Annotated in this window: 11 protein-coding genes; 5 read left to right on the top strand and 6 right to left on the bottom strand. The window is 60.1% G+C overall.

Annotation, left to right across the window (positions count from 1 at the left end):
• Nucleotides 1-41: 41 nt before the first annotated feature.
• From I6L34_RS12420 to I6L34_RS12445, 6 genes are all read right to left on the bottom strand, one after another.
• Complete coding sequence (locus I6L34_RS12420) at nucleotides 42-2,597, bottom strand: TRAP transporter permease (RefSeq protein WP_139438671.1); 2,556 nt, start codon at nucleotides 2,595-2,597, stop codon at nucleotides 42-44.
• A 103-nt stretch (nucleotides 2,598-2,700) separates the two neighbouring features.
• The gene (locus I6L34_RS12425; protein ID WP_005339950.1) at nucleotides 2,701-3,672 is read right to left on the bottom strand and encodes a TAXI family TRAP transporter solute-binding subunit; all 972 of its coding nucleotides are present in this window, start codon (nucleotides 3,670-3,672) and stop codon (nucleotides 2,701-2,703) included.
• Nucleotides 3,673-4,085: 413 nt separating this feature from the next.
• Nucleotides 4,086-6,239 (bottom strand): S9 family peptidase, encoded by a 2,154-nt coding sequence (locus I6L34_RS12430; RefSeq protein ID WP_216954772.1) that lies wholly within the window; start codon nucleotides 6,237-6,239, stop codon nucleotides 4,086-4,088.
• A 234-nt stretch (nucleotides 6,240-6,473) separates the two neighbouring features.
• Complete coding sequence (locus I6L34_RS12435; RefSeq protein WP_005339953.1) at nucleotides 6,474-6,905, bottom strand: DUF411 domain-containing protein; 432 nt, start codon at nucleotides 6,903-6,905, stop codon at nucleotides 6,474-6,476.
• 45 nt (nucleotides 6,906-6,950) lie between these two features.
• Nucleotides 6,951-7,274, bottom strand: a complete 324-nt coding sequence (locus I6L34_RS12440) for a hypothetical protein (RefSeq protein WP_043826217.1) — start codon at nucleotides 7,272-7,274, stop codon at nucleotides 6,951-6,953.
• An 88-nt stretch (nucleotides 7,275-7,362) separates the two neighbouring features.
• On the bottom strand, nucleotides 7,363-8,085 hold the full coding sequence (locus I6L34_RS12445; protein WP_005348556.1) for an SDR family oxidoreductase: 723 nt from the start codon (nucleotides 8,083-8,085) through the stop codon (nucleotides 7,363-7,365).
• Between the two features lie 142 nt (nucleotides 8,086-8,227).
• Between I6L34_RS12445 and I6L34_RS12450 the strand changes: the two genes are divergently transcribed.
• The 5 genes from I6L34_RS12450 to I6L34_RS12470 all read left to right on the top strand — a co-directional run bounded on the left by I6L34_RS12450 (nucleotide 8,228) and on the right by I6L34_RS12470 (nucleotide 13,349).
• Complete coding sequence (locus I6L34_RS12450; RefSeq protein ID WP_058056284.1) at nucleotides 8,228-9,070, top strand: LysR family transcriptional regulator; 843 nt, start codon at nucleotides 8,228-8,230, stop codon at nucleotides 9,068-9,070.
• A 101-nt stretch (nucleotides 9,071-9,171) separates the two neighbouring features.
• The gene (locus tag I6L34_RS12455; RefSeq protein WP_216954773.1) at nucleotides 9,172-9,768 is read left to right on the top strand and encodes an NAD(P)H-dependent oxidoreductase; all 597 of its coding nucleotides are present in this window, start codon (nucleotides 9,172-9,174) and stop codon (nucleotides 9,766-9,768) included.
• A 67-nt stretch (nucleotides 9,769-9,835) separates the two neighbouring features.
• On the top strand, nucleotides 9,836-11,692 hold the full coding sequence (locus I6L34_RS12460; RefSeq protein ID WP_216954774.1) for a monovalent cation:proton antiporter-2 (CPA2) family protein: 1,857 nt from the start codon (nucleotides 9,836-9,838) through the stop codon (nucleotides 11,690-11,692).
• Complete coding sequence (locus I6L34_RS12465; RefSeq protein ID WP_042081419.1) at nucleotides 11,689-12,075, top strand: SirB2 family protein; 387 nt, start codon at nucleotides 11,689-11,691, stop codon at nucleotides 12,073-12,075. The genes I6L34_RS12460 and I6L34_RS12465 overlap by 4 nt, the downstream gene beginning before the upstream one ends.
• A 287-nt stretch (nucleotides 12,076-12,362) precedes the next feature.
• Nucleotides 12,363-13,349 carry a YafY family protein gene (locus I6L34_RS12470; protein WP_005339987.1) on the top strand — a complete coding sequence of 329 codons (987 nt, stop codon included), beginning with the start codon at nucleotides 12,363-12,365 and terminating at the stop codon, nucleotides 13,347-13,349.
• Nucleotides 13,350-13,853 lie beyond the last annotated feature (504 nt).

Here is a 13,853-nt window from a genome sequence, read left to right on the forward strand (position 1 = left end):
AGGGCCGCAATAGCGGACCTCTGTCTCATCTGCCCGGTGGATTAACCGGCCTTGATGCTGCGGCGACGCTGCAGCCAGACGATCGCCCCGAACAGCAGGAAGCCCGGGATCCACATCCACTCCTTGGTCCAGCGCTCGGTCGGCGCCTTGACGGTGAGGATCTCCTGATCGAACTCCAGTCCCATGGTGGCGGCCGGGCTGCCAAAGGCGACGTTGTCGATCAGCGTCTTGCCATCCTGCTCATAGAGGCTCAGCCCCAGATTGGCCAGCCGCTCCTCGCCATTTGCCCCATCCGGTACGGCGACCAGCAGGGTGAACTTGCGTGGCTTGCCCACGGCATCTTCACCGAGGATCCGCAGCCGCAGGGTGCTCTCCGCCTCCACTTCACCCATGGTTTGGGCCAGCTGGGCAGGCGGGGTCTCGCGATAGGGGTCGTGCACCATGTCCATCCAGAAACCCGGGCGGAACAGGGTAAAGGCGACCAGCAACAGCAGCACACTCTCGTACCAGCGGCTCTTCACCAGGAACCAGCCCTGAGTGGCGGCGGCGAAGATCAGCATGGCGATGGTCGCCACGATGAAGATCAGCACCCCGTGGGCGAAGTCCACGTCGATCAGCAGCAGGTCGGTGTTGAAGATAAACAGGAATGGCAGCGCCGCGGTACGCAGGCTGTAGTAAAACGCCGTGATCCCGGTCTTGATGGGATCGCCCTTGGAGACAGCCGCAGCCGCGAAGGAGGCCAGTCCCACCGGTGGCGTCACATCCGCCATGATGCCGAAGTAGAAGACGAACAGGTGCACCGCGATCAGCGGCACGATCAGCCCGTTTTGCTGCCCCAGCGTCACGACCACCGGTGCCAGCAGGCTGGAGACGACGATGTAGTTGGCGGTGGTGGGCAGCCCCATGCCAAGGATCAGGCTCAGCAGGGCGGTGAGCAGCAGCATCAGCAGCAGGTTACCCATGGAGAGGAACTCCACCAGATCCGCCAGCACCAGACCAACCCCGGTCTGGGAGACCGCACCCACGATAATCCCCGCGGTGGCGGTGGCAATGCCGATACCGATCATGTTGCGGGCACCGGCAACCAGCCCTTCCCGCAGATCCACCACGCCGTCAGCGACGGTGCCGTAGTCGTGCTTGCCGTCCTTGCGCAGCCAGTTGAGCAGCGGGCGCTGGGTCAGCAGGATGATCACCAGCATCACGGTACCCCAGAAGGCCGACAGCCCCGGCGAGAGGCGCTCCACCATCAGGCACCATACCAGTACTACCACCGGCAGCAGGAAGTGCAGGCCGGAGAGCAGCACGGCGCGGGTGTTGGGCAACTCGGTGAGCGGCTTGTCGGGATCTTCGGCAGGCAGCGGTTCATTGCTGGCGGCGATCTTCAACAGAGCCACATAGGTGGCAGCCAGCAGTACCGAGATCCCCGGCAGGGCGTAGTCACCCAGAGCAGGTTTGAGCCAGCCGAGGCCATAGTAGACCGCCAGTGACAGGCCGCTGATGAGGGCCGCGCCAAAGGCAAAGCCGGTCAGGCGACGCAGCCAGGGTTTGGGCTGATGGTTGCCGATGGGCTGCATGCCCAGTTTCAGCGCCTCCAGATGGACGATGTAGAGCAGCGCTATGTAGGAGATGGCGGCAGGCAGGAAGGCGTGCTTGATGATCTCCACATAGGGGATACCCACGTATTCGACCATCAGGAAAGCCGCAGCCCCCATCACGGGTGGCATGATCTGGCCGTTGACCGAGGAGGCTACTTCCACCGCCCCCGCTTTCTCTGAACTGAAGCCCACCTTCTTCATCATCGGGATGGTGAAGGTACCGGTGGTCACCACGTTGGCAATCGACGAGCCGGAAATCAGACCGGTCAGGCCGGAGGCGACCACTGCCGCCTTGGCCGGGCCGCCGCGCAGGTGACCGAGCAGGCTGAAGGCGAGCTGGATAAAGTAGTGACCGGCACCGGCCCGCTCCAGCAGGGCGCCGAACAGCACGAACAGGAACACGAAGCTGGTGGAGACGCCAAGGGCGATGCCGAACACCCCTTCGGTGGTGATCCACTGGTGGTTGGCCAGCGCGGTAAAGCCGACCCCGCGATGTGCCAGCAGTCCCGGCATCCAGGGGCCCGCCAGGCTGTAGATCAGAAAGACGATGGCGATGACCGCCAGTGCTGGCCCCAGGGCGCGGCGCGCCGCTTCCAGCAGCAGCGGAATGCCGATGCAGGCGGTCACCAGATCGGCGGTGGTGAGGGTGCCGGGACGCAGCGCGAGTGCTTCATACATCACAAACAGGTAAGAGGCGGCGCCAGCAGCGATCAGGCCGAGGGCGATATCACCGAGGGGTACCCGATCCCGCGGCGAGGAGCGAAATGCCGGGAACACCAGAAAAGCGAGCAACAGAGCAAAGGTGAGGTGAATGGAGCGGGTTTCGGTGTCATTGAGTACGCCAAACCCCACCATGAAGGGGAGTGGCGAAGCGATCCAGAGCTGGAACAGGGACCAGGCCAGCGCCAGTGCTGTGATGAGCCAGCCCATGATGCCCAGCGGCAGGCGAGCGCCCACATCCTGGGCGATCAGTTCCTCGGTAGAGAGTTGTTTATCTTGCATAGGGTTAACTTGTGCCAACGAGTACAACAAGAGCGACACCCGCCCCCGCAATCAGGCGGCAGACGGGTGTCGAAGAGAGTGACAAAGGCCCCGGGGCCTTCAATCAGAGCCAGCCGCGCTCTTTGTAGTAGCGGGCAGCCCCTTCATGCAGCGGTGCAGAGAGACCCACCTTGATCATGTCGGCCTCTTTCAGGTCGGCAAAGGCAGGGTGCAGGCGCTTGAAGCGATCCAGGTTGTCGAACACCGACTTGACCAGCTGATAAACCACTTCCGGATCGGTTTTAGCGCTGGTGGAGAGTACCGCTTTGCCACCGATGGAGGGGGTCGGCTTGTCGCTGCCCTTGTAGATGCCGCCCGGGATCTCGGCCTTGCTGTAGTAGCTCTTCTCGGCCAGCAGCTTGTCGATGTCGGCGCCGGTCACCGGTACCAGTACCGCATCTGTGGTGGTGGAGGCTTCCTGAATGGCGCCGTTCGGGTGACCGACGAAGTAGCTCATGGCATCGATGTTGTTGTCACCGAGGGCGGAGGCCTGTTCGGCCGGTTTCAGCTCGGAGACCAGACCGAAGTCACCCTTCTTCCAGCCTTTGACCGCCATGATCTCTTCCATGGTGTCACGTTGGCCGGAGCCCGGGTTGCCGATGTTGACGCGCTTGCCTTTCAGGTCGTCAAAGCTGGCGATCTTGGCATCGCGGCGAGCCAGGATGGTGAACACCTCGCTCTGCAGGGAGAAGACGGCGCGCATGTCGTCCATGGCCCCTTCGGCCTGGAACGGCGGCAGCCCCTTCATCGCCTTGAACTGGTGGTCGGATTGCATGATGCCGAAGTTGAATTCACCGCTGCGGATGCCGTTGACGTTGGCAACACCGCCGCCACTGGCCGGGGCGTTGCACTTGATCTGGTGATCGGCGGCGCCGCGATTGAGGAAGCGGCAGATGGACTGGCCAGCGACATAGTAGACGCCGGTCTGACCGCCGGTGCCTATGGTCACGAAGCGCTCCTGCGCTTGTACCGGACCACCGAATGAAACACCGACCAGAGCCGCCGACAGGGCGCATGCCAAAGTTAATCCTTTCATTTTTTCTCCCTTTTCTTTGATTTTGTTTATCCGATCCCCGGATAAATTGATGGCAGTCCCGTTCTGCGCCGGGCTTGCCCGCTCTTCTCGTTGCGCGAAAGCGGGGGAGTTGATCACCCCCTTTCCGGCAGTCACCCTCATCCTGTGGTGAGGCTACCGACCTCCTGTCGGTCGAAGATAAATTGGCCCCTGAGGGGCCAAATAAAAAGTTGCAAGCACTCCGATTAAGCACATTCACCCAACATAAATCAAACGAAATGGCAAAATAGCGGAGTTAAATCTTGAGAAACATGACCTCGATCATTCATTTTCTTGCCGAAGATTAATTTGATATGGAGGGAAATGGAAGAGGGAAAAACTACGAGAGGATTCTTATGCGGCCCTTGAATGACAAGGGCCGGAGTCATGAGAGATCAGTTGGCCGGGGTGGCCAGATCCAGGAGAAAGGCGTATTCCAGCGCGATATCCTCGTAGGCTTTGAAGCGGCCCGACTTGCCGCCGTGGCCGGCGTCCATGTCGGTGTTCAGTAACAACTTGTTATCATCCGTTTTCAGATCGCGCAGCTTGGCGACCCACTTGGCGGGCTCCCAATACTGCACTTGCGAGTCGTGCAGCCCGGTGGTGACCAGCAGGTTGGGGTAGGCTTGCGCCTTCACCTGATCGTAGGGGCTGTAGCTCTTCATGTAGTCGTAGTAGCGCTTCTGGTTCGGGTTGCCCCACTCGTCATACTCCCCGGTGGTGAGGGGGATCGACTCGTCCAGCATGGTGGTGACCACATCGACAAACGGCACCTGCGCCACCACGCCGCGATAGAGTTCGGGCGCCTGATTGATGACCGCCCCCATCAGCAGGCCGCCGGCGCTGCCGCCCATGGCGTAGACCTGATCCCTGGCCCCGTAGCCTTGCTCAACCAGCGCCTTGGTGACATCGATAAAGTCATTGAAGGTGTTCTGCTTTTTCAGCAACTTGCCATCTTCGTACCAGTGACGGCCCAGCTCTTCACCACCCCGGATATGGGCGATGGCGTAGACGAAGCCTCTGTCCAGAAGGCTCAGGCGCGAGCTGCTGAAGTCGGGATCCATGCTGGCGCCGTAGGAGCCGTAGCCATAGACCAGCAGCGGATTCTTGGGCGCATCGGCCTGCTCTTTCTTGAACTTGTCCTTGCGATAGACCAGCGACACCGGCACCGATACGCCGTCGCGGGCGGTCACCCAGAGTCGCTCGCTGGCGTACTGGTCGGCCTTGAAGCCTGCCACCGGCTGCTGCTTGAGCAGGGTGCGCTTGCCGCTCGCCATATCCAGCTCATAGGTAGAGGCGGGGGTGGTCATGGAGGAGTAGCCATAACGCAGGGCGCTGGTATCCGGCTCCGGGTTGTAGGCGAGCCAGGTGACATAGGCGGGATCGTCGAAGGCGATCTCCTTCTCGTCACCGCTCTGCCAGTTGATCTGGCGCAGTCGGGTCAGCCCCTTGTTGCGCTCTTCCAGAACCAGCCAATTCTTGAACAGGGCGTAGCTCTCCAGCAGTACTTCCGGATTGGGGGCGATCACCGCCTTCCAGCGATCGACCGGGCTCTCTTTGGTCTCGTAGAGGCCGAAGTTCTTGCCATCCTTGTTGGAGCGCACATAGAAGCGGCCGCGGTAGTGATCCAGGCTGTATTCGTGATCCACCTGGCGGGGCAGGAACAGGCGGGGGGCGTGCTCCGGCTGGTTGGCATCGATCAGCCGCGCTTCGCCGGTGGTGGTGCTGGAGAGGGCGATGACGATGAAATCTTCCGAGGTGGTGGCGTAGAGGCTGATGTAGAAGGAGTCATCCTTCTCCTCGTAGACCAGCTTGTCCGTGGCCGGATCCGTCCCGAGCGTGTGGCGATAGACCTGATAGGGCAGCAGGGTCTGCGGGTGCTTGCGCACATAGAAGACGGTCTTGTTGTCGTTGGCCCACACCAGATTGCCGGAGGTATTTTCCAGTTTGTCGGTGGCCCACTGGCCACTCTCCAGGTCGAGGAACTGGATCTGGTACTGACGGCGGGAGAGGAAATCTTCCGCCACCGCCAGCCAGCGGTTGTTGCGGCTCACCTCAAGGGCGCCGAGGGCATAGAACTCGTGCCCTTCAGCCCGCAGGTTGCTGTCGAGCAGCAGGCTCGCCTGCTCTTCACCGAGCTTGGTGCGCGAGTAGATCCCGTACTCCTTGCCCGGCTCATAGCGGGTCTGGTAGCGGTAGCCATTCTTCACATAGGGTACCGACTCATCCTGCTGGGGGATGCGGGCGACCATCTCTTTGTAAAGCTGTTCGCGCAGGTGTTGGGTCGGCTTGAGCATGGCCTCGGTATAGGCGTTCTCGGCCTTGAGATAGTCCAACACCTCGGGCTTCTGCCGCTCGTCGTCACGCAGCCAGTAGTAGTTGTCGATGCGGGTATCCCCGTGTTTTTTCAGAGTGCGGGGATGTTTGGTGGCCACGGGCGGCTGGATTGGATGTTCGCTTGTCAGCATGGCGGGCTCTTCATTGGCATAAGTGGGGGGGAGAACTGTCAGAAAGGCTAGCAGCAGAACTCCTCGGGAAAAGGTAAACATGTCGCATCCTTGGCGCTGGAAAGGGTTGGTAGACCTGAGCATCGGCTCCATGAATTGGCGTTAAATCTGCCCCTTGTTGCCGGTGGTTGCAAGCAATCCCTTGTTATTGCAGGAAATGTAATCAAAAAAAGCCGCTATCTCGCGATAGCGGCCCTCTTTCTGGCCATGAGCGGCAAGAGTCCGCTCAGGTGTGCCTCACATGATATGGGAGTGCCGGTTCATGGCCAGTTTTCGTCAGCCGGGGTAGCTCGACCAGCGGTTGGTCGCGCCCTCGTTGCTGATACTCAATACCTCATAGGGATGGCCCGGAATATCCATGCCCGGCGCACTCTGGGGCATGCCCGGAATGGTCAGGCCACGGATCGCCGGTTTTTCCCTGAGCAGCTTCTGCACATCGGCGGCCGGTACATGCCCCTCGATCACATAGCCATTTACGATACCGGTATGGCAAGAGGCCAGTTCCGGCGCGATACCGTATTGCTGCTTCACTGCGCCGAGCTGTTCGGTTTCGATGACCTCCAGTTCGAAGCCATTCTGCTCCATGTGCTCGTTCCAGCTTTGGCAGCAGCCACAATATTTGGATTTGTAGACGGTCATCTTCTCGGCCGCGAGGGCCGAAAAGCTGACGGTACCGGCCAGCATGGCCAGTAACAGGGGTTTGTACATCACTCACCTCAGATGAAAGAAAAGATGCCCGATACGGGATGACTTTCAGGCCTGAGTGCGAGGGGGACGTTCGAGCCGCTTCAGCGGCGCTTCCGGCATATAGAGAGAGGGGGAGGCGAAGTCGGGACTATCCGGTTCCAACACCGCCACCGTCAGGCTGTCGCTGGCCAGCAGCGTCATCGAAAGTGCAGTGGTGAAACTGCCGCAGGGCATCGCTTTTTCCAGCGAACGTTCGCTCTGGCTGCAGTGAGTGGTCAGGGTACAGAGATCGGTTGCAGCCCGGCTGCCAAACGACATCAACACCAGCACCAGGCTCCACAGGGGGAGCCAGCGACGGGCGTGAGCGAGTTGGCGACGGGTGAGAACCATGGAATGACTCGAAAATAACAAGGGGCACATGGTAACCCTGTGCCCCGGGGGAGGGTCAAGCCCTCCCCATAGAGTCAGTCAGCCAGGATTAAGGTTGCTGACGGGTCGCCGCCAGCACTATCTCGCGCACGCAGACGTTGGCAGGCTGGTTCCAGGCGTAGAGCACGGCATCGGCGATCACTTCCGGCGCAATGACGCCACCCATCTGATCTTTCCAGTCGTGGTAACCGGCCTTGATGCTCTCGTCAGTGGTGTGGCTGAGCAGCTCGGTCTCGACCGCACCCGGGGCAATGGTCACCATCCGCACGCCGACATCGGCCACCTCTTCCCGGATGTTCTCGGTCAGGGCGTGCACGGCGAACTTGGTGGCGCAGTAGGCAGCATGGTTCGGGAAGGTCTTGCGACCGGCGATGGAGCTGATGTTGATGATAGTGCCGCTGCGGCGCTCCTTCATGCCTGCCAGCACTGCGTGGACTCCGTTCAGCACCCCCATCACGTTGATATTGAGCATCTGTTGCCATTCGGCGGGATCCTGCACATCGGCCTGACCCAGCAGCATGACGCCGGCGTTGTTGACCATGCAGCCGACCGGGCCAAATTTGGCTTCTGCCTGCTGGACGGCGGCTTTCATGGCGGCGGTGTCGGTCACATCGACCCCGATGCAGAGGGTATCGGGCAGGTTCAGCGCCTGCATAGGCTCGACCCGGCGGGCCAGCAGTAGCAGCGGATGACCGGCGGCAGAGAAGGCACGGGCGATGGCGGCACCGATCCCGGCGGAGGCACCGGTGATCACGACGAGAGATTTGGACATGGGTCTTTCCTTCTGATTCAAGAGTCGGTTTGAGCAAACAGGTGGCTGGCCAGCACGGAACCCAATCACTATAGTCACTGCATCTATAAGTGATAAATATTGTTTTCCGCTGGTTATCATCTGAAAAAACTATGGTTGGTTTATGCTGGACTTGAGATTGCTGCGTTTCTTCATCGCCATCTATGAAGAGAAGAACATCACGGCGGCGGCCGAGCGCTGCCACGTCAGCCAGCCCTCCCTCTCGGCGGGACTGCGCCAGCTGGAAGAGGCGCTCGGTGACAGCCTGTTTGTCCGGGGCAAGAAGGGGGTGGTGGCGAAAGATCCGGCCCACTATCTCTATCCTCACGCGGTCAAGCTGGTGGAGGAGGCGCGCCGTCTGCCGGAGCTGTTTCGCCAGAAAGCGACGCGTGCGAGGCTCAATATCGCCATCATGCCGGACTTGAGTCGCCGTCGGGTGGCCGGGCTGTTGCAGCAAGTGCAGGGCGTGCTGCCGCAGCTGGATCTCACCCTCTCCGACTACGCCACCCCCGCCGACTGCCGCTTGACGCTGGATGCCTTGCGCCGGGAGGACGAGATCTTCCTGCCGCTGTGGGAGGAGGATTACGTGCTCTGCGTGCCAGTCGATCACCCCCTGGCCAGTCGCGAAAGGATCGAGCTGGCCGAGCTGCAACATTATGATTTTATTGAGTGCCCGCCCTGCGAAGCCCATCAGCAGACTATCGGCCTGCTGGCCTGTGACCGCCTTACCCTCAATCTGGTGGCCAAGGCCGAGAGCAAGGGGCTGGTGATGGCGCTGGTGCTGGCGGGGGTCGGCATCAGTTTTCTGCCGGACGGGCTGGTCGAGGATGAGGCAGGGCTCTGTACCCTGCCGGTGAGCGGACCACGGATGTTTCGCCGGATTGGGCTCTGCTATCCCGCCCACCAGACCCTCAATCCGGCGCTGCGGGAGCTGATACCCGAGTTGGCAGGCTATGGCGCTTCCTGATAAGGTCGCTCTCCTGTGCACCTTTACGATGCAGCTCCCCAGACTCCCCTTTTCTGTTTACCTCGCCTTGCACCGCAAGGCTTTGTTCGGGTGATGTGGTCATGAAACGCATTCTGGTTATTTTTTCCCATCCCGCTTTGCAGAGCTCGCGGGCCAACAAGCAGCTGTTGCAGGCGATTGAGAGGCTGGAGGGGGTCACGGTTCACGACCTCTATCAGCACTATCCCGACATGTTTATCGATGTGAAGCGGGAGCAGGCGCTGCTCTGTGAGCACGATATCATCGTCTTCCAGCACCCGTTTTACTGGTACTCCTGTCCGGCCATCATGAAGGAGTGGATGGATCTGGTGCTGGAGTATGGCTACGCCTACGGCCCCGAAGCCCACGCCCTCAAGGGCAAGCAGTGGCTGAGCGCCATCACCACCGGCGGGGCGCCGGAGTCCTACTGCAGCGAGGGTTACAACAGCCGACCTCTGCTCGATTTTCTGCTGCCCTTTCAGCAGGCGGCCACCTTGTGCGGCATGAACTGGCTGCCCCCTTTCGTGCTGCACTCCTTTCACAAGATCAAGGATCCCGCCGCCCTGCGCCGCTGCGGGCAGGACTACCGCCAGCTGCTTTGCGCCTTGCGTGACGATCAGCTGACCCCGGAGCAGCTGGCCGGGCGCCCTTATCTGCGCGACTTGCTGGAGGTGCTCTGATGAAACATGGGCAGCTTGTTGGCCGAGCTTATGAGCCGGATCAGACGTTCGAACGGAGGGCTGACTGATGGGCCACGGGATCCTGTTTGATGCCTTTATCTATCTCTCCGCCGCCGTTATCGCGGTACCGCTCGCCAAGCGCTGGGGGCTGGGCTCGGTGCTCGGCTACCTGCTGGCGGGGATCATCATAGGCCCCTTTCTGCTGGGGCTGGTGGGGGAGCAGAAGGATGTGATGCACTTCGCCGAGTTTGGCGTGGTGCTGATGTTGTTTCTGGTCGGCCTTGAATTGCGTCCGGCCCTCTTGTGGCAGTTGAAGGGGCCGATCCTCGGCACCGGTGGCCTGCAGGTGCTGCTCACCACGGCGGCGCTGACCGGCGTGGCGCACCTGATCGGTCTGCCGCTGCAACAGGGGCTGGCCATCGGCCTCATTCTGGCGCTCTCCTCCACCGCCATCGTTCTGCAGAGCCTGCAGGAGCGTAAATTGATGCAGAGCGAGAGCGGTCGCTCCGCCTTTGCGGTGCTGCTGTTTCAGGATATTGCGGTCATTCCGATCCTGGCGCTGCTACCGCTGCTGGCCATGGCACCGGTCGCCAGCAATGGCGGCTCCGAGCTGGCAGGTTGGCAGCATGGTCTGCTGGTAGTCGCGGCCATCTCCGGCATAGTGCTGGGTGGCCACTATCTGATGCGGCCGGTGTTCCGTGCCATCGCCCAGTCCCACATGCGGGAGATCTTCGTCGCCGCAGCCCTGCTGCTGGTGATCGCTATCGCCGTGTTGATGGAGTCGGTGGGGCTTTCGCCCGCTCTCGGCTCCTTCCTCGCCGGGGTGGTGCTGGCCGACAGCGAATATCGCCATGAGCTGGAGGCCGACATAGAGCCGTTCAAGGGCTTGCTGCTCGGCCTGTTCTTTATGTCGGTGGGGGCGGGGATCGACTTCGAACTGTTTGCCGAACACCCCTTCCTGATACCCACTCTGGTGGTTGGCCTGATGGTGCTCAAATGGCTGGTGTTGATGGCACTCGGTTTCATCATCCGCATCTCGCCGAGTCAACGCTGGACCTTCGGGCTGGCGTTGGCGCAGGGGGGCGAGTTTGCCTTCGTGCTCTTCTCGTTTGCCGCCCAGAACCGGGTGCTGCCCGGTGAGACCATCTCGCTGCTGACGCTGGTAGTAGCACTCTCCATGGCGCTCACCCCACTGCTGCTGATCCTCAACGATCGGGTGATCCAGCCCTGGTTCGATTACCGTAACCAGAGCGACGCACCGCAGCATGAGCAACCTGAGCTGGTGGAGCATCCGGTGATCATCGCGGGCTTCGGCCGCTTCGGTCAGATCGTGGGGCGTCTGCTGCATGGTCACGGCATCGGTACCACCATCCTCGAGCAGGATGCCAGCCAGATAGAGACCCTGCGCAAGTACGGCTATCAGGTCTTCTATGGCGATGCCAGCCGGATCGACCTGCTCCATGCCGCCGGGGCGCACAAGGCGAAGCTGCTGGTGCTCTCCATCAACGATCCGGCTACCTCGCTGGCGGTGATCGAGATGGTGCAGAAGCACTTCCCGCACCTGAAGATCCTGGCGCGAGCGCTAGATCGGCCCCACGCCCATGAGATCCTGCGCCACGGGGTCGAGAGCGTTCACCGGGAAACCCTGGGCTCTGCGGTCGACCTGGGGGTGGAAGCCCTGACCCAGCTCGGTTTTCGGGCCAACCAGGCCTGGCGGGCGGGGCAGACCTTCAAGCAGCACGATAACTGGCTGTTGCGCGAGCAGGTCAACTATCTGGACGACGAACACACTTATATCAACAAGAGCCTGCAATACCGGGAGATCCTCTCCGATCTGTTGCAAGACGACGAGGAGGGGCAGGAGCGTATCCATGCCCACAACTGGAATAGCGGGCTACCCGACGACGACAAGGAAGCAAAATGATTGCCTATTACCCCATGTTCAAACACCTGCATATGACGCTGGCGCTGGTCAGTCTGCTGCTCTTTATCTATCGCTGGAGTCTGGCGCTGGCCGGCAGCGATCGGTTGCAGCAGAAGTGGCTGAAGATCCTGCCGCATATCAACGACACCTTCCTGCTGCTGTTTGGTGTGTTGCTGGCGGTGGCCTTGCAGTTGAGCCCGGGTCAACAACCCTGGCTGATGGCCAAGCTTATTGCACTGGTGCTCTATATCGGTCTGGGTGTCATGGCGCTCAAGCGCCCGGCCCGCGGTCAGAAGCTGGTGGCCGGTGTGGCGGCACTGGCGGTGTTTGGCTACATGGTCGGTGCGGCCATCACCAAGTCAGCCTGGTCGTGGCTGATGTGAGCAAAAGGGGAGAGTCATGCTCTCCCCTGAAATCATATTCTGAGATGAATTAATTAATCGGAGTTTTATGCTGGCAATAAATCGCAACATAGAACTTTCATTTGAGGGATTTTTGGCTAATTTTAGCCTCTAGCGGCTCCTTTTTTGAGTGTATTGTCTTTATAAATCAATTCTTTAGTGTGTTTTGTATGAAAATGGCGACAGTTGTCGCAGCAAAACTTGCGACATAGACTGTCGCAAGTCACGACTAGCATACAGTCAACGCTAAACCAGTGAAGGCAAGCACCATGAGCAAGAAGCTGTTACGACAACTGACCTTGGCGCGTTGCATCCCGCACCGCCCTTACAAGCTGACCGCCAGCCAACTCCAGGTAAAACTGGAAGAGGAAGGTATCCACGTCAGTCTGCGTACCGTGCAACGGGACCTGGAGGAGATGTCCGGCATGGGACTGTTCGACCTCACCTCGGACGAGCGCAGCAAACCCCATGGCTGGTGCTTCGAGCGCCACGGCCTCAACGACTTTGCCAATATCATGCCGCTCTCGCTGGCGGTGGCCCTGAAAACCTGGAGTGATCAGGCGAGCCAACTGTTGCCGGCGAGTGTACTGACCGAATTGAACCCGCTGGTCGACAAGGCCAGCCAGGTGATCCGCGACAGCCAGAGTGAACTGGCCGAACGCTGGCTGGAGAGTGTCCACCAGTCACCGCGTCCGTTTGCCGGCAACCCGGAGATCCGCCGCAGCACCCTGATCCGCGATGCGCTCTGGCGTGGTCGCAAGTTCAGTGCCGAGATCCAGCGCGTGATCAAAGAGCGCACCGTGTGGCTCTGCTACGACCGTATCAACCCGCTCGGCATTCTCAATCAGCCGGACGGCCCGATCCTGCTCTGCACTCTGTCCGAGCTGGATCCCAAGGTCTACGGCATCCCGTTTGACCATATCAAGAACGTGGAGCTGACCAACTTCAGCGCCACCCAGCCGAAGGATTTCAATATCCAGAAGCTGATCCGCGATCAGGGCTATCAGGATGTGAGCGGCCCGATCCGCTTCGTCGGCCGGATCGATGCCAACAGCCAGTCGCTGGTGGATAACCAGATCCCCGGCAACAATCCGCGCATGACCCGCTATGACAAGCGCAGCGTGGTGGTGGAGACCGAAGTGCAGGACACCCCGGAGTTTCGCAGCTGGTTGAACAACATCGGCGGTGAACTGGAAGTGCTGGCACCGGAATCGCTGCGCAAGGCCTATCTCAATCCGGCCAACCGCTTGAGCTGATTAAAAAATTGGAATGTTGAAGAGTCGAGCCTGGTCTCGGCTCTTTTTTTGCGGTTTTTTTAAGCATATTTATTCAACTAATTTTTAAGTCTTAACGTCAGGATTGAACCGTTTTCCTGCCCCGTTTTTGGGGGCGAAACCCGTGTAAGAGATCTGCCATAGCGACTGTAAGAGGCTGGCGCTTTGAGCCGTACGCGAAGCCATGCCAGAATGATCGAGCTTTCTCGTGAAACTAAATAAATGACTGATATTAAAGGGTTAGTTTTTAAGTTTATTTTTTGAGATGGGAGCTGCATCGGATCTTTATCATCGGATGGCCCTTGTTCGGGGTGCGCATTTCCTTAGTATGGGTCTCACAAGGACGGAGCTGGTCCGGCAGGATGCAGGGCAGCGCATAAAGATGGAATAGTCCGCAGGATGTGGACAAGGGATACCTCAGGATGAGTTCGATAATCAGGATGGTTATCGTCACGGATGAATAAAGGAACACCGCGGGATGCGGCA

This window comes from Aeromonas sp. FDAARGOS 1404 (assembly GCF_019047085.1).
Classification (GTDB): domain Bacteria; phylum Pseudomonadota; class Gammaproteobacteria; order Enterobacterales; family Aeromonadaceae; genus Aeromonas; species Aeromonas veronii.

Excerpts from the sequence above, each read along its gene's own strand:
- I6L34_RS12450 (WP_058056284.1), top strand. The coding sequence starts at position 8,228 with ATGCTGGACTTGAGATTGCTGCGTTTCTTCATCGCCATCTATGAAGAG.
- I6L34_RS12445 (WP_005348556.1), bottom strand. The coding sequence starts at position 8,085 with ATGTCCAAATCTCTCGTCGTGATCACCGGTGCCTCCGCCGGGATCGGT.
- I6L34_RS12420 (WP_139438671.1), bottom strand. The coding sequence starts at position 2,597 with ATGCAAGATAAACAACTCTCTACCGAGGAACTGATCGCCCAGGATGTG.
- I6L34_RS12470 (WP_005339987.1), top strand. The coding sequence starts at position 12,363 with ATGAGCAAGAAGCTGTTACGACAACTGACCTTGGCGCGTTGCATCCCG.
- I6L34_RS12455 (WP_216954773.1), top strand. The coding sequence starts at position 9,172 with ATGAAACGCATTCTGGTTATTTTTTCCCATCCCGCTTTGCAGAGCTCG.
- I6L34_RS12430 (WP_216954772.1), bottom strand. The coding sequence starts at position 6,239 with ATGTTTACCTTTTCCCGAGGAGTTCTGCTGCTAGCCTTTCTGACAGTT.
- I6L34_RS12425 (WP_005339950.1), bottom strand. The coding sequence starts at position 3,672 with ATGAAAGGATTAACTTTGGCATGCGCCCTGTCGGCGGCTCTGGTCGGT.
- I6L34_RS12435 (WP_005339953.1), bottom strand. The coding sequence starts at position 6,905 with ATGTACAAACCCCTGTTACTGGCCATGCTGGCCGGTACCGTCAGCTTT.
- I6L34_RS12440 (WP_043826217.1), bottom strand. The coding sequence starts at position 7,274 with ATGGTTCTCACCCGTCGCCAACTCGCTCACGCCCGTCGCTGGCTCCCC.
- I6L34_RS12460 (WP_216954774.1), top strand. The coding sequence starts at position 9,836 with ATGGGCCACGGGATCCTGTTTGATGCCTTTATCTATCTCTCCGCCGCC.
- I6L34_RS12465 (WP_042081419.1), top strand. The coding sequence starts at position 11,689 with ATGATTGCCTATTACCCCATGTTCAAACACCTGCATATGACGCTGGCG.